At 57.4% G+C, this 22,305-nt stretch carries 32 protein-coding genes; 30 read left to right on the top strand and 2 right to left on the bottom strand.

The genetic code is table 11. From position 1 onward, the window contains the following. Window positions 1–13: 13 nt before the first annotated feature. The 25 genes from rpsS (at window position 14) to bfr (ending at window position 13,226) form a co-directional block, all read left to right on the top strand. Complete coding sequence (gene rpsS / locus AC1DKH_RS17440) at window positions 14–289, top strand: 30S ribosomal protein S19 (protein ID WP_002555486.1); 276 nt, start codon at window positions 14–16, stop codon at window positions 287–289. Window positions 290–300: 11 nt separating this feature from the next. Continuing rightward, a complete protein-coding gene (gene rplV, locus AC1DKH_RS17435; RefSeq protein ID WP_003103908.1) occupies window positions 301–633 on the top strand; it encodes a 50S ribosomal protein L22 in 333 nt (110 codons plus the stop codon). A 13-nt stretch (window positions 634–646) separates the two neighbouring features. Beyond that, on the top strand, window positions 647–1,333 hold the full coding sequence (gene rpsC, locus AC1DKH_RS17430; RefSeq protein ID WP_008065719.1) for a 30S ribosomal protein S3: 687 nt from the start codon (window positions 647–649) through the stop codon (window positions 1,331–1,333). A 12-nt stretch (window positions 1,334–1,345) separates the two neighbouring features. Next, window positions 1,346–1,759, top strand: a complete 414-nt coding sequence (rplP, locus tag AC1DKH_RS17425) for a 50S ribosomal protein L16 (RefSeq protein WP_003176421.1) — start codon at window positions 1,346–1,348, stop codon at window positions 1,757–1,759. Next, a complete protein-coding gene (gene rpmC / locus AC1DKH_RS17420; RefSeq protein WP_002555481.1) occupies window positions 1,759–1,950 on the top strand; it encodes a 50S ribosomal protein L29 in 192 nt (63 codons plus the stop codon). Before rplP ends, rpmC begins: the two co-directional genes overlap by 1 nt. 2 nt (window positions 1,951–1,952) lie before the next feature. After that, on the top strand, window positions 1,953–2,219 hold the full coding sequence (rpsQ, locus tag AC1DKH_RS17415) for a 30S ribosomal protein S17 (protein WP_003176419.1): 267 nt from the start codon (window positions 1,953–1,955) through the stop codon (window positions 2,217–2,219). A gap of 23 nt (window positions 2,220–2,242) precedes the next feature. Further along, window positions 2,243–2,611, top strand: a complete 369-nt coding sequence (gene rplN / locus AC1DKH_RS17410; protein WP_002555479.1) for a 50S ribosomal protein L14 — start codon at window positions 2,243–2,245, stop codon at window positions 2,609–2,611. 11 nt (window positions 2,612–2,622) lie between these two features. Next, window positions 2,623–2,937, top strand: coding sequence for a 50S ribosomal protein L24 (gene rplX / locus AC1DKH_RS17405; RefSeq protein ID WP_003176416.1), 315 nt, complete (start codon window positions 2,623–2,625; stop codon window positions 2,935–2,937). Between the two features lie 22 nt (window positions 2,938–2,959). Beyond that, window positions 2,960–3,499: a 50S ribosomal protein L5 gene (gene rplE, locus AC1DKH_RS17400; RefSeq protein WP_003210069.1), complete on the top strand. Its 540-nt coding sequence runs from the start codon at window positions 2,960–2,962 to the stop codon at window positions 3,497–3,499. A 13-nt stretch (window positions 3,500–3,512) separates the two neighbouring features. Beyond that, complete coding sequence (rpsN, locus tag AC1DKH_RS17395; protein ID WP_003176414.1) at window positions 3,513–3,818, top strand: 30S ribosomal protein S14; 306 nt, start codon at window positions 3,513–3,515, stop codon at window positions 3,816–3,818. Window positions 3,819–4,027: 209 nt separating this feature from the next. After that, window positions 4,028–4,420: a 30S ribosomal protein S8 gene (gene rpsH / locus AC1DKH_RS17390; RefSeq protein WP_003186040.1), complete on the top strand. Its 393-nt coding sequence runs from the start codon at window positions 4,028–4,030 to the stop codon at window positions 4,418–4,420. A 12-nt stretch (window positions 4,421–4,432) separates the two neighbouring features. After that, a complete protein-coding gene (gene rplF / locus AC1DKH_RS17385) occupies window positions 4,433–4,966 on the top strand; it encodes a 50S ribosomal protein L6 (RefSeq protein ID WP_003176412.1) in 534 nt (177 codons plus the stop codon). Window positions 4,967–4,976: 10 nt separating this feature from the next. Further along, complete coding sequence (gene rplR, locus AC1DKH_RS17380; protein WP_003186037.1) at window positions 4,977–5,327, top strand: 50S ribosomal protein L18; 351 nt, start codon at window positions 4,977–4,979, stop codon at window positions 5,325–5,327. Window positions 5,328–5,330: 3 nt separating this feature from the next. Then, window positions 5,331–5,831 (top strand): 30S ribosomal protein S5, encoded by a 501-nt coding sequence (gene rpsE, locus AC1DKH_RS17375; RefSeq protein WP_003186035.1) that lies wholly within the window; start codon window positions 5,331–5,333, stop codon window positions 5,829–5,831. Between the two features lie 2 nt (window positions 5,832–5,833). After that, window positions 5,834–6,010 carry a 50S ribosomal protein L30 gene (rpmD, locus tag AC1DKH_RS17370; protein WP_003186033.1) on the top strand — a complete coding sequence of 59 codons (177 nt, stop codon included), beginning with the start codon at window positions 5,834–5,836 and terminating at the stop codon, window positions 6,008–6,010. 3 nt (window positions 6,011–6,013) lie between these two features. Then, on the top strand, window positions 6,014–6,451 hold the full coding sequence (rplO, locus tag AC1DKH_RS17365; protein WP_003228720.1) for a 50S ribosomal protein L15: 438 nt from the start codon (window positions 6,014–6,016) through the stop codon (window positions 6,449–6,451). After that, window positions 6,452–7,780, top strand: a complete 1,329-nt coding sequence (secY, locus tag AC1DKH_RS17360) for a preprotein translocase subunit SecY (protein WP_003228718.1) — start codon at window positions 6,452–6,454, stop codon at window positions 7,778–7,780. 24 nt (window positions 7,781–7,804) lie between these two features. Further along, window positions 7,805–7,921, top strand: a complete 117-nt coding sequence (gene rpmJ, locus AC1DKH_RS17355; RefSeq protein ID WP_002555468.1) for a 50S ribosomal protein L36 — start codon at window positions 7,805–7,807, stop codon at window positions 7,919–7,921. A 130-nt stretch (window positions 7,922–8,051) separates the two neighbouring features. Continuing rightward, complete coding sequence (gene rpsM, locus AC1DKH_RS17350; protein ID WP_009045849.1) at window positions 8,052–8,408, top strand: 30S ribosomal protein S13; 357 nt, start codon at window positions 8,052–8,054, stop codon at window positions 8,406–8,408. Window positions 8,409–8,438: 30 nt separating this feature from the next. After that, a complete protein-coding gene (rpsK, locus tag AC1DKH_RS17345) occupies window positions 8,439–8,828 on the top strand; it encodes a 30S ribosomal protein S11 (protein ID WP_002555466.1) in 390 nt (129 codons plus the stop codon). An 18-nt stretch (window positions 8,829–8,846) separates the two neighbouring features. Then, window positions 8,847–9,467 carry a 30S ribosomal protein S4 gene (gene rpsD / locus AC1DKH_RS17340; protein ID WP_003176404.1) on the top strand — a complete coding sequence of 207 codons (621 nt, stop codon included), beginning with the start codon at window positions 8,847–8,849 and terminating at the stop codon, window positions 9,465–9,467. Window positions 9,468–9,489: 22 nt separating this feature from the next. Then, window positions 9,490–10,491, top strand: a complete 1,002-nt coding sequence (locus AC1DKH_RS17335; protein WP_007970428.1) for a DNA-directed RNA polymerase subunit alpha — start codon at window positions 9,490–9,492, stop codon at window positions 10,489–10,491. 42 nt (window positions 10,492–10,533) lie between these two features. Continuing rightward, window positions 10,534–10,920 (top strand): 50S ribosomal protein L17, encoded by a 387-nt coding sequence (gene rplQ, locus AC1DKH_RS17330; RefSeq protein ID WP_046041617.1) that lies wholly within the window; start codon window positions 10,534–10,536, stop codon window positions 10,918–10,920. A 237-nt stretch (window positions 10,921–11,157) separates the two neighbouring features. After that, window positions 11,158–12,612: a catalase gene (locus tag AC1DKH_RS17325; RefSeq protein WP_477798755.1), complete on the top strand. Its 1,455-nt coding sequence runs from the start codon at window positions 11,158–11,160 to the stop codon at window positions 12,610–12,612. Window positions 12,613–12,761: 149 nt separating this feature from the next. Further along, window positions 12,762–13,226, top strand: a complete 465-nt coding sequence (gene bfr, locus AC1DKH_RS17320; RefSeq protein ID WP_008053867.1) for a bacterioferritin — start codon at window positions 12,762–12,764, stop codon at window positions 13,224–13,226. Between the two features lie 179 nt (window positions 13,227–13,405). Here the strand turns inward: bfr and uvrA are convergent, their stop codons facing one another. After that, window positions 13,406–16,240, bottom strand: a complete 2,835-nt coding sequence (gene uvrA, locus AC1DKH_RS17315) for an excinuclease ABC subunit UvrA (RefSeq protein ID WP_477798754.1) — start codon at window positions 16,238–16,240, stop codon at window positions 13,406–13,408. Between the two features lie 191 nt (window positions 16,241–16,431). Here uvrA and AC1DKH_RS17310 point away from each other — a divergent pair, with 191 nt between their 5' ends. Both AC1DKH_RS17310 and AC1DKH_RS17305 read left to right on the top strand, forming a co-directional pair. Further along, window positions 16,432–17,829 (top strand): MFS transporter, encoded by a 1,398-nt coding sequence (locus AC1DKH_RS17310; protein WP_477798753.1) that lies wholly within the window; start codon window positions 16,432–16,434, stop codon window positions 17,827–17,829. Between the two features lie 9 nt (window positions 17,830–17,838). Further along, window positions 17,839–18,357 (top strand): single-stranded DNA-binding protein, encoded by a 519-nt coding sequence (locus AC1DKH_RS17305; protein ID WP_347909392.1) that lies wholly within the window; start codon window positions 17,839–17,841, stop codon window positions 18,355–18,357. 91 nt (window positions 18,358–18,448) lie between these two features. Here the strand turns inward: AC1DKH_RS17305 and AC1DKH_RS17300 are convergent, their stop codons facing one another. Then, window positions 18,449–18,997, bottom strand: coding sequence for a cysteine hydrolase family protein (locus AC1DKH_RS17300; RefSeq protein WP_477756196.1), 549 nt, complete (start codon window positions 18,995–18,997; stop codon window positions 18,449–18,451). A 101-nt stretch (window positions 18,998–19,098) separates the two neighbouring features. On the opposite strand from AC1DKH_RS17300, the gene AC1DKH_RS17295 reads away from it, so the two are divergent. The 3 genes from AC1DKH_RS17295 (at window position 19,099) to AC1DKH_RS17285 (ending at window position 22,248) form a co-directional block, all read left to right on the top strand. Beyond that, a complete protein-coding gene (locus AC1DKH_RS17295) occupies window positions 19,099–20,091 on the top strand; it encodes a GlxA family transcriptional regulator (RefSeq protein WP_477798752.1) in 993 nt (330 codons plus the stop codon). A gap of 299 nt (window positions 20,092–20,390) precedes the next feature. After that, complete coding sequence (locus tag AC1DKH_RS17290; protein WP_477760296.1) at window positions 20,391–21,500, top strand: DUF3182 family protein; 1,110 nt, start codon at window positions 20,391–20,393, stop codon at window positions 21,498–21,500. Beyond that, window positions 21,490–22,248 carry an alpha/beta hydrolase family protein gene (locus AC1DKH_RS17285; RefSeq protein ID WP_477798751.1) on the top strand — a complete coding sequence of 253 codons (759 nt, stop codon included), beginning with the start codon at window positions 21,490–21,492 and terminating at the stop codon, window positions 22,246–22,248. The genes AC1DKH_RS17290 and AC1DKH_RS17285 overlap by 11 nt, the downstream gene beginning before the upstream one ends. Window positions 22,249–22,305: the final 57 nt, after the last annotated feature.

Genomic DNA, 22,305 nt, shown 5'->3' with positions numbered 1-22,305 from the left:
GAGGGATACGACAGTGCCACGTTCTCTGAAAAAAGGTCCTTTTATCGATCTTCACCTACTGAAGAAGATCGAAGTGGCGGCGGAAAAGAACGATCGCAAACCGGTGAAAACCTGGTCGCGTCGTTCGATGATCCTGCCACAAATGGTCGGTCTGACCATCGCAGTACACAACGGTCGTCAGCACGTCCCAGTTCTCGTGAACGAAGACATGGTCGGCCACAAACTGGGCGAGTTCGCCGGTACCCGCACTTATCGCGGGCACGTGGCAGACAAGAAAGCCAAGCGTTAAGGGGTTAGGAAATGGAAGTAGCCGCTAAGTTGTCGGGCGCTCGAATCTCCGCCCAGAAAGCCCGCTTGGTCGCCGACCAGATCCGCGGGAAGAAGGTGGGCGAAGCGCTCAACCTGTTGGCTTTCAGCAGTAAGAAAGCCGCCGAGATCATGAAGAAAGTGCTGGAGTCGGCCGTAGCCAACGCCGAGCATAACGAAGGCGCAGACGTTGATGACCTGAAGGTCAGCACCGTTTTCGTCAACGAAGGGCGTTCGCTGAAGCGCATCATGCCACGTGCCAAAGGCCGTGCTGATCGCATCGTCAAGCGGTCTTGCCATATCACTGTCAAGGTTGCTGACAAGTAACGGAGTCGAAGAGATGGGTCAGAAAGTACATCCCATTGGCATTCGCCTGGGAATCGTCAAGGAGCACACCTCCGTCTGGTACGCAGACGGTCGGACTTATGCGGACTATTTGCTCGCAGATCTGAAGGTGCGTGAGTATCTCCAAGACAAACTAAAAAGCGCGTCCGTAAGCCGTATCGATATCCATCGTCCGGCCCAAACTGCACGTATCACCATCCACACCGCTCGTCCAGGTATCGTTATCGGGAAGAAAGGTGAAGATGTTGAGAAACTGCGTCAGGACCTGACCAAGCAAATGGGTGTGCCTGTGCACATCAATATCGAAGAGATCCGCAAGCCGGAGCTCGACGGTATGCTGGTTGCGCAGAGCGTAGCTCAGCAGCTGGAGCGTCGCGTAATGTTCCGTCGCGCTATGAAGCGCGCCGTACAGAACGCCATGCGCATTGGTGCCAAAGGCATCAAAATCCAAGTGAGCGGTCGTCTCGGCGGTGCTGAAATCGCACGTACTGAATGGTATCGCGAAGGTCGTGTGCCACTGCACACCCTGCGTGCCGACATCGACTATGCCAACTACGAAGCTCACACCACTTACGGTGTGATCGGTGTAAAGGTTTGGATCTTCAAAGGCGAAGTAATTGGTGGTCGCCAAGAAGAACTGAAACCACAAGCACCAGCGCCTCGTAAAAAAGCTGCTAAGTAAGGGGTACGCCAAATGTTGCAACCAAAGCGTACGAAGTTCCGCAAGCAGATGACAGGCCACAACCGTGGTCTGGCTCAGCGCGGTAGCAAAGTCAGCTTCGGCGAGTTCGCGCTGAAGTCTGTAGCTCGTGGTCGTCTCACCGCTCGTCAGATCGAGTCAGCGCGTCGTGCACTGACCCGTCACGTTAAACGTGGCGGCAAGATCTGGATCCGTGTATTCCCGGACAAGCCTATTTCCAAGAAGCCACTCGAAGTTCGGATGGGTAAAGGTAAGGGTAACGTCGAATACTGGGTTGCCCAGATTCAGCCAGGCAAAGTCCTGTATGAAATCGAGGGTGTTTCTGAAGAGCTGGCGCGTGAGGCTTTCGCCCTGGCTGCTGCAAAGCTGCCGCTCGCCACCTCCTTTGTTAAACGGACGGTGATGTGATGAAAGCGAATGAACTTCGTGAAAAATCCGCACAGCAGCTGAACGAGCAACTGCTCGGCTTGCTGCGCGACCAGTTCAATCTGCGTATGCAGAAAGCAACTGGCCAGTTGGGGCAGTCTCATCTGCTCTCGCAAGTTAAGCGTGACATCGCTCGCGTGAAGACTGTGCTCAACCAGCAGGCAGGTAAGTAATCATGGCTGAAGCCGAAAAAACTGTCCGTACGCTGACTGGCCGTGTTGTCAGCGACAAGATGGACAAAACCATCACCGTTCTGATCGAGCGTCGCGTTAAGCACCCGATCTACGGTAAATACGTTAAGCGTTCGACTAAGCTGCACGCGCACGACGAAACCAATCAGTGCCACATCGGCGACAAAGTCACTATTCGTGAAACTCGTCCTTTGGCCAAGACCAAGTCTTGGGCGCTGGTTGATGTTCTCGAACGCGCTGTGGAAGTCTAAGGACTAGGGGTCGGAGAAATTATATGATTCAGACTCAATCCATGCTCGATGTGGCCGATAACAGCGGCGCTCGCCGCGTTATGTGCATCAAGGTGCTGGGTGGCTCCCATCGTCGTTACGCTGGTATCGGTGACATCATCAAAGTTACCGTCAAGGAAGCAATTCCTCGCGGTAAAGTGAAAAAAGGCCAAGTGATGACTGCTGTTGTAGTCCGCACTCGTCACGGCGTACGTCGTGCTGATGGCTCCATTATCCGCTTTGATGGCAACGCTGCTGTTCTGTTGAACAACAAGCAAGAGCCGATCGGCACCCGTATCTTTGGGCCAGTGACCCGTGAACTTCGTACTGAGAAGTTCATGAAGATCGTCTCGCTCGCCCCAGAAGTGCTGTAAGGAGATCCGACATGCAAAAGATTCGTCGTGACGACGAGATCATCGTGATCGCCGGCAAAGACAAAGGTAAGCGCGGTAAGGTGCTTAAGGTTCTCGCTAACAACCGTTTGGTTATTGGTGGTCTGAACCTGGTCAAGCGTCATACCAAGCCTAACCCGATGTCGGGCGTGCAGGGCGGTATCGTCGAAAAAGAAGCTCCACTGGATGCTTCTAACGTCGCCATTTTCAACGGCGAAACCAACAAGGCTGACCGCGTTGGTTTCAAAGTAGAAGACGGCAAGAAAATTCGTGTCTTCAAGTCGACCCAAAAAGCGGTTGATGCTTGAACACTGCTAGGTAGATGAGACCATGGCACGACTAAAAGAGATTTACCGGAAGGAAATTGCTCCGAAACTTAAGGAAGAACTTAAGCTTTCGAACGTGATGGAAGTTCCGCGCGTTACCAAAATCACTCTGAACATGGGTCTGGGCGAAGCGATCGGCGACAAAAAAGTCATCGAGCACGCTGTTGCTGACCTGGAAAAGATCACCGGCCAGAAAGTCGTTGTGACCTACGCTCGCAAATCCATCGCTGGCTTTAAAGTCCGTGAAGGTTGGCCGATCGGCGTCAAAGTGACCCTGCGCCGTGAGCGTATGTACGAGTTCCTGGATCGTCTGCTGTCGATCTCCCTGCCTCGGGTTCGCGACTTCCGCGGCCTGAATGCCAAGTCCTTCGATGGTCGTGGCAACTACAGCATGGGCGTGAAAGAGCAGATCATCTTCCCGGAAATCGACTACGACAAGATCGATGCTCTCCGCGGTCTGGACATCACCCTGACCACCACTGCCAAGAACGATGATGAAGGCCGCGCTCTGCTGCGTGCGTTCAAATTCCCGTTCCGCAACTGATTGGAGTAGGACCATGGCCAAGATGAGCATGAAAAACCGCGAGCTGAAGCGTCAGCTCACGGTTGCCAAGTACGCCAAGAAGCGTGCAGCACTGAAAGCTATCATCGTTGATCTGAACGCAAGTCCAGAAGCGCGTTGGGAAGCTACAGTAGCCCTGCAGAAGCAGCCACGTGACGCAAGCGCTTCGCGCATGCGTAACCGCTGCCGCCTGACCGGTCGTCCACACGGCGTTTACCGCAAGTTCGGCCTCGGCCGTAACAAGCTGCGTGAAGCTGCCATGCGTGGTGACGTACCGGGTCTGGTTAAAGCCAGCTGGTAAGTACTGTCAAAGTCTCGGTGTCCAGGATCGCAAGATCCTGACCGCCGGTGGCCTTGAATCTGGATCAAGCCCCTTTTGGGGCTTGATTCATTTCTGGGGTGTGTCTAGAATACCCGGCTCGCCTGAGCCCGTGTTTTTCATGCTCGGAGATTCTCGGCGACACGTAATAGCCGCAAGGCTAATTTTTTTGTATTAGGAGCGTCTAGCCCATGAGTATGCAGGACCCGTTAGCGGACATGCTAACTCGTATCCGTAATGCCCAGATGGCTGAAAAGTCCGTCGTAAGCATGCCATCTTCCACGTTGAAGGTAGCTGTTGCCAAAGTCCTGAAGGACGAAGGTTACATTGCGGGTTATCAGATCAGCAGCGAAATCAAACCACTGCTGTCCATCGAGCTGAAGTACTTCGAAGGCCGTCCGGTTATCGAAGAAGTGAAGCGCGTTAGCCGTCCAGGCCTGCGTCAGTACAAGTCCGTCGATGATCTGCCAAAAGTTCGTGGCGGTCTCGGTGTGTCTATCGTCTCCACCAACAAGGGTGTGATGACTGATCGTGCTGCGCGCGCTGCCGGTGTCGGCGGCGAAGTTCTTTGCACTGTGTTCTAAGGGGGGATAAGCATGTCTCGCGTCGCTAAGAACCCCGTTAAGCTGCCAGCCGGTGTCGAAGTAAAATTCGCAGGCCAACAGCTTTCGGTGAAGGGTGCCAAGGGCACTCTCGAACTGAACATCCATTCGTCCGTTGAGATCGTTGAAGAAGCCGGTGAGCTGCGTTTCGCTGCTCGCAATGGCGATCAACAGACTCGCGCAATGGCTGGTACCACTCGTGCGTTGGTAAACAACATGGTCCAAGGCGTAAGCCAAGGCTTCGAGCGCAAGCTCCAGCTGGTCGGTGTTGGTTACAAAGCGCAAGCAAAAGGCACAGTGCTGAACCTGGCTCTTGGCTTCTCGCACCCAGTGGATTATGAACTGCCGGAAGGCATCACCGCTGAGACTCCTAGCCAGACCGATATCCTGATCAAGGGCATCGACAAGCAGCTGGTAGGTCAAGTGGCCGCCGAGATCCGCGACTTCCGTCCACCAGAGCCGTACAAAGGCAAAGGTGTGCGCTACGCGGACGAAGTCGTCCGTCGTAAAGAAGCCAAGAAGAAGTAGGGCATAGCAAATGACCGACAAAAAAGTTACTCGACTGCGTCGCGCTCGCAAAGCACGCCTGAAAATGCACGAACTCGAAGTCGTGCGTCTCTGCGTGTTCCGCTCTTCGCAGCACATCTACGCCCAGGTCATTTCGGCCGACGGCAACAAAGTCCTGGCAAGCGCCTCGACTTTGGATAAAGAACTGCGTGATGGTGCCACCGGCAACATCGACGCGGCCACTAAGGTTGGCCAGCTGGTCGCTACGCGTGCTAAGGCCGCTGGCGTCTCGCAAGTGGCTTTCGACCGCTCTGGCTTCAAGTACCACGGCCGCGTTAAAGCGCTGGCTGATGCTGCTCGTGAAGCTGGGCTGGAGTTCTAAGTTATGTCAAATAACGACCAAAAGCGCGACGAAGGCTACATCGAGAAGCTGGTTCAAGTTAACCGCGTAGCCAAAACCGTTAAAGGCGGCCGTATCTTCACTTTCACCGCGTTGACCGTGGTGGGTGATGGTAAGGGCCGTGTTGGCTTCGGCCGTGGCAAGTCGCGTGAAGTGCCTGCTGCGATCCAGAAGGCAATGGAAGCTGCTCGCCGCAACATGATCCAGGTTGATCTGAACGGCACCACTCTGCAGTACGCAATGAAGTCCGCTCACGGCGCTTCGAAGGTGTACATGCAGCCTGCTTCTGAAGGTACCGGTATCATCGCTGGCGGCGCTATGCGTGCTGTCCTCGAAGTTGCTGGCGTTCAGAACGTTCTGGCCAAGTGCTACGGCTCGACTAACCCGGTAAACGTGGTTCACGCCACTTTCAAGGGTTTGAAAGCAATGCAGTCTCCTGAATCCATTGCCGCCAAGCGTGGCAAAAGCGTCAAGGAGATCTTCTGATCATGGCTACCGTAAAAGTAACGCTGATCAAAAGCATGACCGGCCGCATCCCTAACCACAAACTGTGCGTTAAGGGTCTGGGTCTGCGTCGCATCGGTCACACTGTAGAAGTCCTGGATACTCCCGAGAATCGCGGGATGATCAACAAGGCTTACTACATGCTGCGTGTCGAGGGTTAATCGATGAAACTCAATGATCTGAGTCCAGCGCCGGGTTCCCGTCGCGAAAAGCATCGTCCGGGCCGTGGTATCGGTAGCGGTTTGGGTAAGACTGGTGGCCGTGGTCACAAAGGTCAGACCTCCCGCTCCGGTGGCACCATTGCTCCAGGCTTTGAAGGCGGTCAACAGCCGCTGCATCGTCGCCTGCCAAAGTTCGGTTTCGTTTCCCTGAAAGCCATGGACCGCGCAGAAGTGCGTCTGTCCGAGCTGGCTAAAGTGGAAGGCGACATCGTCACCGTGCAGTCCCTGAAAGATGCCAACGTGATCAACGTCAACGTACAGCGTGTGAAAATCATGCTGTCCGGTGAAGTGACTCGCGCTGTCACTATCGGCAAGGGAATCGGCGCCACCAAAGGTGCGCGTGCGGCTATCGAAGCAGCTGGCGGCAAGTTCGAGGAATAAATGGCTAAGCAAGGTGCTCTCTCTGCGCTCGGCAAAGGCGGTATGTCTGAACTCTGGGCTCGTCTGCGTTTTCTGTTCCTGGCGATTATCGTCTACCGAATAGGCGCACACATCCCGGTTCCAGGTATCAACCCGGACCGACTCGCGGACCTGTTTCGACAGAATGAGGGGACCATTCTTAGCTTGTTCAACATGTTTTCCGGCGGCGCGCTGGAACGGATGAGCATCTTTGCACTGGGGATCATGCCGTACATCTCGGCATCGATCATCATGCAACTGATGACCGCCGTCAGCCCGCAGCTGGAGCAGTTGAAGAAGGAAGGTGAAGCTGGCCGTCGCAAGATCAGCCAGTACACCCGCTACGGCACTGTCGTCCTCGCTCTCGTCCAGGCCATTGGCATGTCCATTGGTCTGGCGGGGCAGGGCGTTGCGTTCACTGGTGACTTTGGCTTCCATTTCGTCGCGGTATCCACGTTTGTGGCTGGTGCGATGTTCATGATGTGGCTGGGTGAGCAGATTACTGAGCGTGGTGTTGGCAACGGTATCTCGATGTTGATTTTTTCGGGTATCGTCGCCGGTCTTCCGAGAGCGATCGGGCAGTCTTTCGAGTCTGCACGTCAGGGTGATATCAACATCTTCGCCCTGGTTGCCATCGGTTTGCTGGCAGTAGCGATTATCGGTTTCGTGGTGTTCATTGAGCGTGGTCAGCGTCGTATTGCTGTTCACTACGCCAAGCGTCAGCAGGGCCGCAAGGTCTTCGCTGCGCAGACCAGCCACTTGCCGCTGAAGGTGAACATGGCCGGTGTTATTCCGGCTATTTTCGCGAGCAGCATTTTGCTGTTCCCGGCTTCGTTGGGTGCCTGGTTCGGTCAGTCTGAAGGTATGGGCTGGTTGCAGGACATCTCGCAGTCGATCGCTCCTGGTCAGCCGTTGAATATTCTGCTGTTTAGTGCAGGGATTATTTTCTTCTGCTTCTTCTATACGGCGTTGATGTTCAATCCGAAAGACGTAGCGGAAAACCTGAAGAAGTCCGGTGCCTTTATTCCGGGCATCCGTCCAGGTGAGCAGTCTGCGCGCTACATTGATGGCGTTCTGACTCGCTTGACCATGTTCGGTGCTCTTTACATGACGGCCGTCTGCCTGTTGCCCCAGTTCCTGGTGGTTGCAGCCAACGTACCGTTCTACCTTGGCGGGACCTCGTTGCTGATCGTCGTCGTGGTTGTGATGGACTTCATGTCCCAAGTACAATCGCACCTCGTTTCGCACCAGTACGAATCCCTGATGAAGAAAGCCAACCTGAAGGGTTACGGCAGCGGCATGCTGCGCTGACCCATAAGGTTCGAGGAGTTGGTGATGAAAGTTCGTGCATCGGTGAAAAAGCTGTGCCGTAACTGCAAGATTATTCGCCGCGAAGGTGTTGTTCGAGTAATTTGCAGCGCGGAACCGCGTCACAAACAGCGCCAAGGCTGAGTGTGATTGTGCTTCAAGCCCGGCAGCTAGTGCGCTGCCGGGTTGATTATTTGTTATTACAGCGATATTATCTCGCGCCCTATTTCTTGGCTTCCGGGGCGTAGGTAGCTGTCAATTGGAGTCCCACTGAATGGCCCGTATTGCAGGCGTTAACATTCCAGATAACAAGCATACTGTTATCTCGCTGACCTACATCTATGGTGTTGGTCGCACTACTGCACAGAAAATTTGTGCAGAGACTGGGGTAAACCCAGCAGCAAAGATCAAAGATCTGAGCGACGAGCAAATTGAACAGCTGCGTGGCGAAGTGGCGAAGTTCACCACTGAAGGTGACCTGCGTCGCGAAATCAACATGAAAATCAAGCGCTTGATGGACCTCGGTTGCTATCGCGGTCTGCGTCATCGTCGCGGTCTTCCAGTACGCGGTCAGCGTACCAAGACCAACGCGCGTACCCGTAAAGGTCCGCGTAAGCCGATCCGCAAGTAATCGCCCCAGCGAATCGACAGGAATTTAATCATGGCAAAACCTGCTGCTCGTCCTCGTAAAAAAGTTAAAAAGACAGTGGTTGATGGCATCGCCCACATCCATGCATCTTTTAACAACACCATCGTGACCATCACCGACCGTCAAGGTAACGCTCTTTCCTGGGCTACCTCCGGTGGTTCGGGTTTCCGCGGTTCCCGCAAGTCCACCCCGTTCGCTGCTCAAGTAGCTGCTGAACGTGCTGGTCAAGCTGCGCTGGAATACGGCCTGAAAAACCTCGACGTCAACGTCAAAGGTCCAGGTCCAGGTCGTGAATCCGCAGTCCGCGCTTTGAACGGCTGTGGCTACAAGATCGCCAGCATCACCGACGTGACGCCAATCCCGCACAACGGGTGCCGTCCGCCGAAGAAGCGCCGCGTGTAATCCAGGAGATTGTAAAGAATGGCTCGTTACATTGGTCCAAAATGCAAACTCGCTCGTCGCGAAGGCACCGATCTCTTCCTGAAGAGCGGCGTGCGCGCGATCGAATCGAAGTGCAACATTGAAGCAGCACCTGGTATCCACGGCCAACGCCGCGGTCGCCAGTCCGACTACGGCACCCAACTGCGTGAAAAGCAGAAGGTCCGTCGTATCTACGGCGTTCTCGAGCGTCAATTCAGCGGCTACTACAAAGAAGCTGCTGGCAAGAAAGGTGCAACCGGTGAAAACCTGCTGCAACTGCTCGAATGCCGTCTGGACAACGTTGTATACCGTATGGGCTTTGGTTCGACTCGTGCCGAATCCCGTCAGCTGGTATCGCACAAGTCGATCAGCGTAAACGGTCAGACCGTTAACGTTCCGTCCTACCAGGTTCGTGCTGGTGACGTGGTCGCTGTTCGCGAGAAAGCAAAAAATCAACTTCGCATTGTCCAAGCTCTCGATCTGTGTGCCCAACGTGGCCGCGTAGAATGGGTAGAAGTAGACACTGAGAAGAAGTCGGGCGTTTTCAAGAACGTTCCAGCTCGCAGTGATCTGTCCGCCGACATCAACGAAAGCCTGATTGTCGAGCTCTACTCCAAGTAAGGGCTAGAAAATAGGTGCATCCATGCAGATTTCGGTAAATGAGTTCCTGACACCCCGCCACATTGATGTGCAGGTTGTCAGTCCAACCCGCGCCAAGATCACTCTCGAGCCTCTCGAGCGTGGCTTTGGCCATACCCTGGGCAACGCGCTGCGCCGCATCCTGTTGTCCTCAATGCCCGGCTGTGCAGTAGTCGAGGCCGAGATTGACGGTGTGCTCCACGAGTACAGCGCCATCGAAGGTGTACAGGAAGACGTCATTGAAATCCTGTTGAACCTTAAAGGTCTGGCTATCAAGCTGCACGGTCGTGACGAAGTTACGCTGACCTTGTCGAAGAAGGGTTCGGGGGTGGTTACCGCTGCCGATATTCAGCTGGATCATGATGTCGAGATCGTTAATCCCGATCACGTAATCGCTAACCTGGCGTCTAACGGCGCCCTGAACATGAAGCTCGTAGTAGCTCGTGGTCGTGGTTATGAACCGGCAGATTCGCGTCAGAGCGATGAAGACGAAAGCCGCAGCATCGGTCGCTTGCAGCTTGACTCTTCGTTCAGCCCGGTTCGCCGTATCGCATACGTGGTGGAAAACGCCCGTGTCGAGCAGCGTACTAACCTGGACAAGCTGGTTATTGATCTGGAAACCAACGGTACTCTGGATCCTGAAGAGGCAATTCGCCGCGCTGCAACCATCCTGCAACAGCAGTTGGCTGCGTTCGTCGACCTCAAGGGTGACAGTGAGCCAGTGGTTGTCGAGCAGGAAGACGAGATCGATCCGATCCTGCTTCGCCCGGTTGACGATCTGGAACTGACTGTACGTTCGGCTAACTGCCTTAAGGCGGAAAACATCTACTACATCGGCGACCTGATTCAGCGTACCGAAGTAGAGCTGTTGAAGACTCCGAACCTGGGCAAGAAATCCTTGACTGAAATCAAGGACGTTCTGGCCTCCCGCGGTCTGTCCCTCGGCATGCGCCTCGACAACTGGCCGCCTGCAAGTCTTAAGAAGGACGACAAGGCGACTGCCTGATCGTCGTAATCACCGAACGTAGTGTTTGGTAAGGAATGAACCATGCGTCATCGTAAAAGTGGTCGTCACCTGAGCCGCACCAGCTCGCACCGCAAGGCCATGTTCCAAAACATGGCGGTGTCGCTGTTCGAGCACGAGCTGATCAAAACTACTCTGCCAAAAGCTAAAGAACTGCGCCGCGTTGCCGAGCCGCTGATCACTTTGGCCAAGATAGATAGCGTTGCTAACCGCCGTCTGGCTTTCGACCGTACTCGTTCGAAAGCTATCGTTGGTAAGCTCTTCAACGACCTGGGCAAGCGTTACGCTACCCGTGAGGGTGGCTACCTGCGCATCCTCAAGTGCGGTTTCCGCGCTGGCGACAACGCGCCTATGGCGTACGTCGAGTTGGTTGATCGTGCTACTGCCGGCGAAGCTGTATCTGCCGAGTAAGACGTCAGTCTGAAACAAAGAACCGGGCCTAGTGCCCGGTTTTTTGTGTCTGTAAGAAACGCGCCGTTTGTACAAGCGTCTCCTTCGTCCACATCGGCATTATGTGATGGGGATGATCATTAGTTTTTATCTATCGATGTCTGCAAGTTAATGAATTTGTAGCTGTCATATTGATGATCAATACTCCTTCTCAGCCGATAGCCGGCAGTTCAAGACCGACAGAGGAAGGAAGATCGCATGAGCCAAAACAAAACGCTTACCACCGCCAGTGGCGCTCCTGTTGCCGATAACCAGAATTCCCGTTCCGCCGGCCCTCGTGGCCCGCTGCTGCTCGACGACTTTCACCTGATCGAGAAGCTTGCCCACTTCAACCGTGAAAACATCCCTGAGCGCCGTGTACACGCCAAAGGCTCGGGTGCCTACGGTACGTTCACCGTGACGCGCGATATCACTCAATACACCAGCGCGAAGCTGTTTGAGGCAATCGGCAAGCAAACCCCGACTTTCCTGCGGTTTTCCACCGTAGGCGGTGAGCGTGGTTCGGCCGATACCGAGCGTGATCCGCGCGGCTTTGCCCTGAAGTTTTACACCGAGGAAGGCAACTGGGACATTGTTGGTAACAACACCCCGGTGTTCTTCATTCGCGATCCGCTGAAGTTTCCGGACTTTATCCACACCCAGAAGCGTTTGCCGCAAAGCAACCTGAAGAGTGCCCAGGCGATGTGGGACTTCTGGTCGCATTCGCCCGAGGCGCTGCACCAGGTCACCATCCTGTTCTCCGACCGGGGTATCCCTGATGGATATCGCCACATGCACGGTTTCGGCAGCCACACTTACAGCCTCATCAATGCTCAAGGTGAGCGTCACTGGGTGAAGTGGCACTACAAGACCAAACAGGGGATCAAGAACCTTGCTCCTGCCGAGGCGTCGCGCCTGGCGGGTACTGATCCGGATTACGCTCAGCGCGACCTGTTCAATGCCATCGAGCAGGGTGATTTCCCGAAATGGCGTGTGTGCATTCAGATCATGAGCGAGGCTCAGGCGGCGGCGCACTACGAGAACCCGTTTGATGTGACCAAAACCTGGTCGCAGAAAGAGTTTCCACTGATTGAAGTCGGAGAACTGGAGCTCAATCGCAATCCGCAGAACTACTTCGCCGAAGTCGAGCAAGCTGCGTTCGGTCCCAGCAACATGGTCCCGGGCGTTGGTCTGTCGCCGGATCGTATGCTTCAAGGTCGGGTCTTCGCCTATGCGGACGCTCATCGCTACCGCGTCGGTACCAATCACCAGCAGTTGCCAGTCAACGCTCCGCGGAGTCCGGTCAACAGTTACCAGCGCGATGGTTCGATGGCTTTTGGCAGCAACGGCGGCTCGACGCCGAACTATGAGCCAAATAGCTACGTCGAGTCGCCGAAGCAGGCGCCTCGTTACGCAGAGCCGGCGTTGGCCCTCAGTGGCGCCGCCGATCGTTACGACCACCGTGAAGACACGGATTACTACAGTCACGCCGGCGCGTTGTTCCGCTTGATGACTGAAGAGCAGAAATCACTGCTGGTCAGCAACATCGCCGGAGCGATGGCGGGTGTGTCGAGTGATGTGGTTGACCGTCAGTTGCAGCACTTCTACAAGGCCGACCCGGCGTATGGAGAAGCAATCGCAAAGCTGCTCAACGTACAGCTTAACGAAGTCTAAATGAGAAGCAGAACCGCCCTTGTTTGGGCGGTTTTTTGCGTTATTTCAGCCGTTTTTCTCAGAATATCTTCGCTTTTATTGCGTCTTGCGAGTGACGATAAGGGCATGTTGGTTCAAACTACAACTTTCAAGCAGGGAGATGTAGGGCGATGCAAGGCCACCCAGATGTGATCGATTACCTCAACACGTTGCTGACCGGCGAACTGGCCGCGCGTGATCAATATTTCGTCCACTCGCGGATGTATGAGGACTGGGGTTTCACCAAGCTCTACGAACGAATCAACCACGAGATGGAAGAGGAAGCAGGGCACGCTGATGCCTTGATGCGCCGGATTCTGATGCTCGAGGGCACACCGCGCATGCGTCCGGACGATCTCGATGTCGGCACCACGGTGACCGAGATGCTCGAAGCGGATTTGCGCCTGGAATACAAGGTCCGTGCTGCGCTGTGCAAGGGCATCAAGCTCTGCGAACAGCACAAGGACTATGTCAGCCGCGAAATGCTGCGGGTTCAATTGCATGACACCGAAGAAGATCACACCTACTGGCTCGAGAAGCAGTTGGGTCTGATCAAGTTGATCGGGCTTGAGAACTACCTGCAATCCCACACCTGATTGCATAGGGGAAGCCCCAACGTCTTTTGTAGGAGCGAGCTTGCTCGCGAAAAATCTGAAGGCGCTGCGTTATCGTTTACGACCTTCGTCGGAACGCCGCCCGGAGCAAGCTCGCTCCTACAGATACAAAAAAGCTCCTGTCACTGATGAAGTGACAGGGGCTTTTTCATGGGGCCCGGTTAAGCCCTGTCACGCTCCAGCAGCGGCTTGAGGTAGTAACCGGTATGGGATTGCTTCATCTCTGACACTTCCTCCGGCGTGCCGACGGCAATGATCTGCCCGCCCTTGGAACCACCCTCCGGACCCAGGTCCACCAGCCAGTCAGCGGTCTTGATCACGTCCAGGTTGTGTTCGATCACCACCACTGTGTTGCCGTGGTCACGCAGGCGATGCAACACGTCCAGCAGTTGCTGGATATCCGCGAAATGCAGCCCGGTGGTGGGTTCGTCGAGGATGTACAGGGTCTTGCCGGTATCGCGCTTGGACAGCTCGCGGGACAGTTTCACCCGCTGGGCTTCACCGCCGGACAGCGTGGTCGCCGATTGCCCCAGCTTGATGTACGACAGGCCGACGTCCATCAACGTTTGCAGCTTGCGCGCCAGGGCCGGTACGGCATCGAAGAACACCCGCGCTTCCTCGATGGTCATCTCAAGGGTTTCGTGGATGCTCTTGCCCTTGTACTTGATCTCCAGGGTCTCGCGGTTGTAACGCTTGCTCTTGCACACGTCGCAGGGCACGTAGATGTCCGGCAGGAAGTGCATCTCGACCTTGATCAGGCCGTCGCCCTGGCAGGCTTCGCAGCGGCCGCCCTTGACGTTGAAGGAGAAGCGCCCCGGCCCGTAGCCCCGGGAGCGGGACTCCGGTACGCCGGCGAACAACTCGCGGATCGGCGTGAACAATCCGGTGTAGGTCGCAGGGTTGGAGCGCGGTGTACGGCCGATCGGGCTCTGGTCGATGTCGACGACCTTGTCCAGGTGCTCCAGGCCCTTGATGCTGTCGTGGACGGCCGCTTCAAGGGTAGTGGCGCCATTCAGCGCTGTGGCGCTCAAAGGGAACAGGGTGTTGTTGATCAGCGTCGACTTGCCGGAGCCGGACACGCCAGTCACGCAAGTCAGCAGGCCAATCGGAATCTCCAGGTCGACATTGCGCAGGTTGTTGCCGCGCGCGCCCTTGAGCGAAAGCGTCAGCTTCTTGTTGCGCGGCGTGCGCTTGGCCGGGACTTCGATCTTCACCCGGCCCGACAGGTATTTGCCCGTCAGCGAGTCCGGGTGCGCCATGACCTCGGCCGGTGTGCCTTCGGCAACGATATGCCCGCCATGCACGCCAGCGCCCGGGCCGATGTCCACCACGTAGTCGGCCAGGCGAATGGCATCTTCATCGTGCTCGACCACAATCACCGTGTTGCCGATATCGCGCAGGTGCTTGAGGGTGCCCAGCAGCCGGTCGTTATCGCGCTGATGCAGGCCGATGGAGGGTTCGTCGAGGATGTACAGGACGCCTACCAGGCCAGCGCCAATCTGGCTGGCCAGACGAATACGCTGGGCCTCGCCACCGGACAAGGTGTCCGCGCTGCGATCCAGCGACAGATAGTCGAGGCCGACGTTGACCAGGAACTGCAGGCGTTCGCGGATTTCCTTGAGGATCTTGTCGGCGATTTCGCCGCGACGTCCGGTGAGCTTGAGCCCGCCAAAATAATCGGATGCATCGCCGATCGGCAGGTTGGTCACTGCCGGCAGGGTTTTCTCGCCGACCCACACATGCCGTGCCTCACGCCGCAGACGGGTGCCACGGCAATCCGGGCACGACTGGGTGCTGAGGAACTTGGCCAGTTCTTCGCGCACCGATGCCGATTCGGTTTCGCGGTAACGGCGTTCCAGGTTCGGCACGATGCCTTCGAACGGGTGCGAGCGTTTGACGATATCGCCACGGTCGTTCAGGTATTTGAAGTCGACGTTTTGCGAACCGCTGCCGTGCAGGATGAATTTCTGCTGATCGGCCGGCAGTTCGTTGAACGGAATTTCCAGGCTGAACTTGTAGTGCGAGGCCAGCGAGCCGAGCATCTGGAAGTAATAGACGTTGCGCCGGTCCCAGCCGCGAATCGCTCCTTCGGCCAGGGTCAGTTCGCCATTGACCAGCCGCTTGATGTCGAAGAACTGCTTCACCCCCAAACCATCACAGGTCGGGCAAGCGCCGGCCGGGTTGTTGAAGGAAAACAGCTTGGGTTCCAGTTCGCTGATCGCGTGGCCGCAGATCGGGCAGGCGAAGCGTGCGGAGAAGATCATCTCTTCACCCGGCTCGTCGTCCATCGGCGCCACCAGGGCGATGCCGTCCGCCAGTTTCAGCGCGGTCTCGAAGGATTCGGCCAGGCGTTGTTGCAGGTCGGCGCGAACCTTGAAGCGGTCGACCACGACATCGATGGTATGTTTTTTCTGCTTGTCGAGCTTGGGGGCTTCGTCCAGCTCATAGAGCTTGCCGTTGATTCGGGCGCGGACGAAGCCCTGTGCGCGCAGCTCTTCGAAAACCGACAGGTGCTCGCCTTTGCGCTCGCGGATGACCGGCGCCAGCAGCATCAGCTTGCTGCCCTCCGGTTCGACGAGGACCAGATCGACCATCTGGCTGACGGTCTGCGCTTCCAGCGGGATGTCGTGATCCGGGCAACGGGGAATACCCACGCGAGCATATAGCAGGCGCAGGTAGTCGTAGATTTCGGTGATGGTGCCGACCGTCGAACGCGGGTTGTGCGAGGTGGACTTCTGCTCGATGGAGATCGCCGGCGACAGGCCTTCGATGGTGTCGACGTCGGGTTTTTCCATCATCGACAGGAACTGCCGGGCGTAGGCCGACAGCGATTCGACGTAGCGGCGCTGACCTTCGGCGTACAGGGTGTCGAAAGCCAGGGACGACTTGCCGGAGCCGGACAGGCCGGTGATGACGATCAGCTTGTCCCGTGGCAGGGTCAGGTCGATGTTCTTCAGGTTGTGGGTTCGAGCCCCACGAATCAGGATCTTGTCCAAGGTGGCCTCGCTTGGCGGGCGTCGAAAACGTAGGAGTATACGGCCAAATACTGGATGGATGCACACTATCAAACGAGTGGGCTACTGTCTTACATGAAGAGTGTGTCAGCAATGCGCGTCAAAGCGTCGCGATATACCCTGCCAATCGATGGGACTGGTAGAATCGCCGCCGGTTCACATGAGGTTTTTCCATGCACGATCCCCACAGCGAGCGCATGAGTGGCAGCGAGACCCGCGCGGCAAGCGGTCTGGCCCTGGTGTTCGCCTTCCGTATGCTTGGCATGTTCATGGTGTTGCCGGTACTGGCGACCTATGGGATGGATCTGGCCGGAGCCACGCCGGCCCTGATCGGTCTGGCGATTGGCGCTTATGGCCTGACCCAGGCAGTGTTCCAGATTCCGTTCGGTTTCATTTCCGACCGCATCGGTCGCCGCCCGGTGATTTACCTGGGCCTGATCGTCTTTGCCCTCGGCAGTCTGCTGGCAGCCAATGCCGACTCGATCTGGGGCGTGATCGCCGGCCGAATCCTGCAGGGCGCCGGGGCGATTTCCGCGGCGGTCATGGCCTTGCTGTCGGACCTGACCCGCGAGCAGCACCGGACCAAGGCCATGGCCATGATCGGCATGACCATCGGCCTGTCGTTTGCGGTGGCCATGGTGGTCGGCCCGCTGCTGACCCGCGCCTTCGGGCTGTCCGGGCTGTTTCTCGCTACTGGCGGTATGGCACTGTTCGGCATCGTGATCGTGATGTTCATGGTGCCGCGCTCCACCAGCCCGTTGCAGCATCGTGAGTCCGGTATTGCGCGCCAGGCGTTGATCCCGACCCTCAAGCATCCGGACCTGCTGCGCCTGGACCTGGGTATTTTTGTGTTGCACGCGATGTTGATGTCCAGCTTCGTCGCCTTGCCGCTGGCGCTGGTCGAGAAAGCCGGGCTGCCCAAAGAGCAGCACTGGTGGGTGTACCTGACCGCGCTGCTGATTTCTTTCTTCGCCATGATCCCGTTCATTATCTACGGCGAGAAGAAACGCAAAATGAAACGAGTTTTACTCGGCTCCGTCGTGACGCTGATGCTCACTGAGCTATTCTTCTGGCAGTTCGGCGACAGCTTGCGGGCTCTGGTGATCGGTACGGTGGTGTTCTTCACCGCGTTCAATCTGCTGGAAGCTTCGTTGCCATCGCTGATCAGCAAGGTTTCACCGGCCGGCGGCAAGGGCACTGCGATGGGGGTTTATTCCACCAGCCAGTTCCTCGGGTCGGCATTGGGCGGCATTCTTGGTGGCTGGCTGTTCCAGCATGGCGGTCTGTCGGTTGTGTTCCTCGGATGCGCCGGTCTGGCTGCCCTCTGGCTGGCCTTTGCTGTTACCATGCGCGAACCTCCCTACGTCACGAGCCTGCGCTTGCCGTTGTCGCCCGAGGCGATCCGCGAAGCGGGTCTGGTCGAGCGCCTGAAGGCGGTCGTAGGGGTAACAGATGCAGTCATCGTCGCAGAAGAGGCGGCGATTTACATCAAACTGGACACCGAACTATTGGATCGCACCACCCTTGAGTGCCTGGTGAACAACCCGGCCGGGGCAGCGTGCGTAGCCTAGGAGAACGTTATGGCCCGTGGGGTTAACAAAGTCATATTGGTCGGCACTTGCGGCCAGGATCCCGAAGTTCGCTACTTGCCTAACGGTAACGCCGTGACCAACCTGAGTCTGGCGACCAGCGAACAGTGGACCGACAAGCAAACCGGTCAGAAAGTCGAAAAGACCGAATGGCACCGTGTGTCGATGTTCGGCAAAGTTGCGGAAATCGCTGGCGAATACCTGCGTAAAGGTTCGCAGGTCTACATCGAAGGCAAGCTGCAGACCCGCGAGTGGGAAAAAGACGGTATCAAGCGTTACACCACCGAAATCGTGGTCGACATGCAAGGCACCATGCAACTGCTGGGCGGCCGTCCACAGGGCGACCAGCAAGGCCAGGGCGGCGGTAACAACTACCAGCAACCCGCTCCGCGCCAGCAGGCTCCGCGTCCACAGCAGTCGGCGCCGCAACAGTCGCGCCCGGCTCCACAGCAGGCTGCTCCTCAGCCGGCCCCGGATTTCGACAGCTTTGATGACGATATCCCGTTCTAAAACAGCTACAAGCGGCAAGCTGACAAAACAAAACCCGCACTTCGGTCTGAAGTGCGGGTTTTTTTATGGGCGGTGAAATTTATTTGAAGACTCAGGCCGCGAGGAACTCGTTGGTCGACACCACACTGGCATACGCAAACGCCAGGGCCGCCATGAACGCCGCATGAACCTGCGCCGCCGGAACCGCCACGCCATTGAATTCCAGGTCGCGGGTGGCGCAGGCGTCGTGGATCACTGTCACCTTATAGCCAAAGTCCGCCGCCGCACGGGTGATGGCGTCCACACACATGTGGCTCATGCTGCCCACGACCACCAGCTCCTTGATGTCTTGCTCATCGAGGATCGATTTCAGCCCGGTTTCGCGGAACGAGTTGACGAAGTGCTTGAGCACCAGCGGTTCGTCGGCGCGGTTGAGCACTTTCGGGTGCAGCTTGGCGCCTTCGGAGTTCGGGGTGAAAAACGGCGCCTCTTCGGAGGTGAACTCGTGGCGGATGTGCACCACAGAATCACCGGCGTCGCGGAAGGTCTTGATCAGGCGTGCGGCGTTGTCGGCAGCGGCGTCGGCACCGACCAGCGGCCACTTGCCTTGGGGGAAGTAGTCGTTCTGGATATCGACTACGATGAGCGCTTGCTTGGCCATGACTGTTTCCTCGAAGTGTGTGTAGGTGTGGAATGAAGTATTGGCTCTGGCAGGCGATCCGAGGATTGGCCGCACCGACAATAGAAGGGGGAAAACTGACAATGGATGCAGAAAGGGCAATCGCCGAACTCGGAGTGTTGATCTATCCCGGCGCGCAGATGGCGGCGGTGCATGGGTTGACGGATTTGTTCGGGGTGGCCAACCGGATTGCCGCCGAACATCAGTCTGCGCAGTTGCCGCTGCTGCGGGTCAGCCATTGGCAGGTCGAGGGTGATCAGCCGCCAGTTCGGGTCTTCGACAGCCATCCCGGCCCGGAGCGCACCCTGGTGGCCGTGTTGATTCCGCCATCGATCGGCGGTTTTTCCGAAGGCCAGGCGCCACAGGGATTGATCCGCTGGTTGCGTGAGCAACATGCCAACGGTGCGACACTGGGCGGGGTTTGCGTGGGTTCTATCCTGTTGGCCGAAAGTGGTCTGCTCGACGGTCGCAGCGCCACCACTCACTGGACCTCGGCCAAAGCCTTCGCCGAACGTTATCCGGCGATACGGCTCAAGGCCGATACGCCGATTGTCGATGATGGCGACCTGATTACCACCGCCGGGCTGATGGCCTGGTCCGAACTGGGTCTGCGCCTGGTCAACCGACTACTGGGGCCAAGCATCGCCACCAGCACCGCGCGTTTTCTGGTGGTGGAACACAGCGACAGCGCCAGTGAGTGCGGCAGCAATTTTGCGCCGATTCTCAGCCATGGCGATGCGGCGATCCTCAAGGTGCAACACTGGCTGCAAAGTACCGGGGCAACCGATGTGTCGCTGGCGGCGATGGCCGAAAAGGCAGGCCTGGAAGAGCGCACCTTCCTGCGACGCTTCCGCGCGGCCACCGGGCTCAAACCCACCGAATACTGCCAGCATCTGCGAGTCGGCAAGGCCCGGGAAATGCTTGAGTTCACCAACGGCACCATCGACCACATCGCCTGGACCGTCGGTTATCAGGACCCCGGGGCGTTTCGTGCGACGTTCAAGAAAATCACCGGGCTGGTGCCGAGTGATTATCGGTCGAGGTTTGGTGTGACGCCGGGTGCTGCTGTGCGGTAGTCGCTGTACTGCCAATAACCTGTAGGAGCGGGCTTGCCCGCGAACGCGGTGTGTCAGGCTACATCAATATTGATGGTGTTGGCCTGATCGTCGGAACGCCGCCCGGAGCAGGCTCGCTCCTACAGAGAGTCGTGCAAAATGCCGGAATATCAAAGGGCGTCGTGCAGAATAAAACAGGCCCCATGCCATCACTTTTTGCGCAACGGGCTGATTTAAAACCCCTTTTCCCGCACCGGGCCTTGGCCTGATCTCTGCACCTCTTCAGCTACATTCATCAAGCGTCGATTGAAGGGGGATGCATGACCCCAACAAACCGCAGGAAACTGGTGGTCGCCCATTCGGTGCTCGCCGACGCGCCAGTGCACGAAGTTGAAACCAACCGTGCACTGGCCCGCTGGCTGGCGCAGATACTGGGGCTCAAGTACGGCGGCAGCTACGACCCGCAGTTGCATGACGGACGGGACCTCTACCTGTTGCCGACCCAGACCCTGGTGGGCGCTGCGGCTGCCCGGCAACTAGGGGTCAAGGGGCCGGAGGATTTTTGGGGCGGTTATGTCGACCACGACTTCATGTGCACCAAAGCCATCAGTCATGGATTGCTCAACCACCACGCCCATGCACCGCAAGGCTGGACACCATTGTTTTCCGAGCGGGTGCGCAGTGTCGTGCTCGACGGTCTCAGCGTGTTCTCGCTGGAGGATGCACGGCCAGCGGCGAAGCATCTGCTCTATACCGGCCCGATCCGCCTCAAGCCGATTCACGCCTGCGCCGGGCGGGGTCAGGAAGTGATCGACAGCCTCGACCGGTTCGACGAAATCCTCGCCCGGCCCGAAGCCAAAACGCTGTTCACGGAAGGCGTGGTGTTGGAGCAGGACCTGGATCAAGTGATCACCCACAGCGTCGGTCAGAGTTTCATCGGCGACAAGGTGCTGAGTTACTGCGGTGAACAATACTTGACCAAGGACGCAAGGGGCGAAGAGGTGTATGGCGGCTCGAACCTGTTGGTGGTGCAGGGCAGCTACGTCGATTTACTGAAGCTGGACCTGGCCGATGATGTGCGGGTGGCTATCAAGCAAGCGCAGGTGTTCGACAGCGCTGCGGATGAAGCCTATCCGCGTTTCTACGCGTCACGGCGCAACTACGACATCGCTCAGGGCATCGATAGCGACGGCAAACGGCGCAGTGGTGTGCTCGAACAGTCCTGGCGCATTGGCGGTGCCAGCAGTGCCGAGGTGGCGGCCTTGCAGCGTTTCGTCAACGATCCGGGGATGTGTGCGATTCGTGTGTCTTCGGTGGAAACCTACAGCGATCAGCCGCTGCCGGCGGACGCCATCGAGGTGTACCGCGGGCGGGCGCAGACCAGTGACTTTCTCCTCAAGTACGTGACGGTCAAATCCTATGACGGCTAGAAGCGAATCCATTCAGATCGACATCGACGACGAACAGATGAGTGGGACCTTCCTGAGCCCCAAATCGAAGGTCCCCGGCGTGCTCTTCGTGCACGGTTGGGGCGGCAGTCAGGAGCGGGACCTGGAGCGCGCCAAAGGCATCGCCGGGTTGGGCTGTGTCTGCCTGACCTTCGACCTGCGCGGGCACACCAGCGGCACCGGCATTCCATTGTCCCGGGTGACCCGCGAAGACAACCTGCGCGACCTGCTGGCAGCCTATGACCGATTGCTCGCGCACCCGGCGCTCGATACGTCGGCGATTGCGGTGGTCGGCACCAGTTACGGGGGGTATCTGGCCTCGATTCTGACCTCGCTCAGGCCGGTGCGCTGGCTGGCGCTACGGGTGCCGGCGTTGTATCGCGACGAGCAATGGCACACACCGAAACGCGATCTGGACAAACTGGATCTGCGTGATTACCGAGGCACCCTGGTGCGTGCCGACAGCAACCGTGCCTTGCATGCTTGCTCGCAATTCACCGGGGACGTGCTTCTGGTGCAGTCCGAGACCGACGAATACGTGCCCCACGCGACGATCATGAGCTATCGGGCAGCCTGTCAGCAGACGCACTCGCTGACTCACCGCATCATCGACGGTGCCGACCATGCGCTGAGCGACCCGGTTTCGCAGCAGGCCTACACCTCGATCCTTGTCGGCTGGATTACCGAGATGGTGGTGGGGGAGCGGTTGAGCATTATTCAATCATCTTGAAGTTTGCGGTGATCTTGCTACCAATCGCGAGCAGGCTCGCTCCCACAGTAGTTCAGT

This window comes from Pseudomonas sp. 05L36 (assembly GCF_056398125.1).
Note: the sequence above shows the minus strand (reverse complement) of the source record. Positions and strands in the feature narration are given on the sequence as shown.

What these genes read in the sequence shown, in the direction of transcription:
- rpsE (WP_003186035.1), top strand. Translation starts at nt 5,331, where the DNA reads ATGTCAAATAACGACCAAAAGCGCGACGAAGGCTACATCGAGAAGCTG.
- AC1DKH_RS17335 (WP_007970428.1), top strand. Translation starts at nt 9,490, where the DNA reads ATGCAGATTTCGGTAAATGAGTTCCTGACACCCCGCCACATTGATGTG.
- rplR (WP_003186037.1), top strand. Translation starts at nt 4,977, where the DNA reads ATGACCGACAAAAAAGTTACTCGACTGCGTCGCGCTCGCAAAGCACGC.
- secY (WP_003228718.1), top strand. Translation starts at nt 6,452, where the DNA reads ATGGCTAAGCAAGGTGCTCTCTCTGCGCTCGGCAAAGGCGGTATGTCT.
- rpsK (WP_002555466.1), top strand. Translation starts at nt 8,439, where the DNA reads ATGGCAAAACCTGCTGCTCGTCCTCGTAAAAAAGTTAAAAAGACAGTG.
- rpsN (WP_003176414.1), top strand. Translation starts at nt 3,513, where the DNA reads ATGGCCAAGATGAGCATGAAAAACCGCGAGCTGAAGCGTCAGCTCACG.
- rplF (WP_003176412.1), top strand. Translation starts at nt 4,433, where the DNA reads ATGTCTCGCGTCGCTAAGAACCCCGTTAAGCTGCCAGCCGGTGTCGAA.
- rpmJ (WP_002555468.1), top strand. Translation starts at nt 7,805, where the DNA reads ATGAAAGTTCGTGCATCGGTGAAAAAGCTGTGCCGTAACTGCAAGATT.
- rpsC (WP_008065719.1), top strand. Translation starts at nt 647, where the DNA reads ATGGGTCAGAAAGTACATCCCATTGGCATTCGCCTGGGAATCGTCAAG.
- rplQ (WP_046041617.1), top strand. Translation starts at nt 10,534, where the DNA reads ATGCGTCATCGTAAAAGTGGTCGTCACCTGAGCCGCACCAGCTCGCAC.
- AC1DKH_RS17295 (WP_477798752.1), top strand. Translation starts at nt 19,099, where the DNA reads ATGGATGCAGAAAGGGCAATCGCCGAACTCGGAGTGTTGATCTATCCC.
- AC1DKH_RS17290 (WP_477760296.1), top strand. Translation starts at nt 20,391, where the DNA reads ATGACCCCAACAAACCGCAGGAAACTGGTGGTCGCCCATTCGGTGCTC.
- AC1DKH_RS17305 (WP_347909392.1), top strand. Translation starts at nt 17,839, where the DNA reads ATGGCCCGTGGGGTTAACAAAGTCATATTGGTCGGCACTTGCGGCCAG.
- AC1DKH_RS17310 (WP_477798753.1), top strand. Translation starts at nt 16,432, where the DNA reads ATGCACGATCCCCACAGCGAGCGCATGAGTGGCAGCGAGACCCGCGCG.
- bfr (WP_008053867.1), top strand. Translation starts at nt 12,762, where the DNA reads ATGCAAGGCCACCCAGATGTGATCGATTACCTCAACACGTTGCTGACC.
- AC1DKH_RS17285 (WP_477798751.1), top strand. Translation starts at nt 21,490, where the DNA reads ATGACGGCTAGAAGCGAATCCATTCAGATCGACATCGACGACGAACAG.
- rplN (WP_002555479.1), top strand. Translation starts at nt 2,243, where the DNA reads ATGATTCAGACTCAATCCATGCTCGATGTGGCCGATAACAGCGGCGCT.
- AC1DKH_RS17325 (WP_477798755.1), top strand. Translation starts at nt 11,158, where the DNA reads ATGAGCCAAAACAAAACGCTTACCACCGCCAGTGGCGCTCCTGTTGCC.
- rpsQ (WP_003176419.1), top strand. Translation starts at nt 1,953, where the DNA reads ATGGCTGAAGCCGAAAAAACTGTCCGTACGCTGACTGGCCGTGTTGTC.
- AC1DKH_RS17300 (WP_477756196.1), bottom strand. Translation starts at nt 18,997, where the DNA reads ATGGCCAAGCAAGCGCTCATCGTAGTCGATATCCAGAACGACTACTTC.
- rpsM (WP_009045849.1), top strand. Translation starts at nt 8,052, where the DNA reads ATGGCCCGTATTGCAGGCGTTAACATTCCAGATAACAAGCATACTGTT.
- rplP (WP_003176421.1), top strand. Translation starts at nt 1,346, where the DNA reads ATGTTGCAACCAAAGCGTACGAAGTTCCGCAAGCAGATGACAGGCCAC.
- rplE (WP_003210069.1), top strand. Translation starts at nt 2,960, where the DNA reads ATGGCACGACTAAAAGAGATTTACCGGAAGGAAATTGCTCCGAAACTT.
- rplX (WP_003176416.1), top strand. Translation starts at nt 2,623, where the DNA reads ATGCAAAAGATTCGTCGTGACGACGAGATCATCGTGATCGCCGGCAAA.
- rpsD (WP_003176404.1), top strand. Translation starts at nt 8,847, where the DNA reads ATGGCTCGTTACATTGGTCCAAAATGCAAACTCGCTCGTCGCGAAGGC.
- rpmD (WP_003186033.1), top strand. Translation starts at nt 5,834, where the DNA reads ATGGCTACCGTAAAAGTAACGCTGATCAAAAGCATGACCGGCCGCATC.
- rplV (WP_003103908.1), top strand. Translation starts at nt 301, where the DNA reads ATGGAAGTAGCCGCTAAGTTGTCGGGCGCTCGAATCTCCGCCCAGAAA.
- rplO (WP_003228720.1), top strand. Translation starts at nt 6,014, where the DNA reads ATGAAACTCAATGATCTGAGTCCAGCGCCGGGTTCCCGTCGCGAAAAG.
- rpmC (WP_002555481.1), top strand. Translation starts at nt 1,759, where the DNA reads ATGAAAGCGAATGAACTTCGTGAAAAATCCGCACAGCAGCTGAACGAG.
- rpsH (WP_003186040.1), top strand. Translation starts at nt 4,028, where the DNA reads ATGAGTATGCAGGACCCGTTAGCGGACATGCTAACTCGTATCCGTAAT.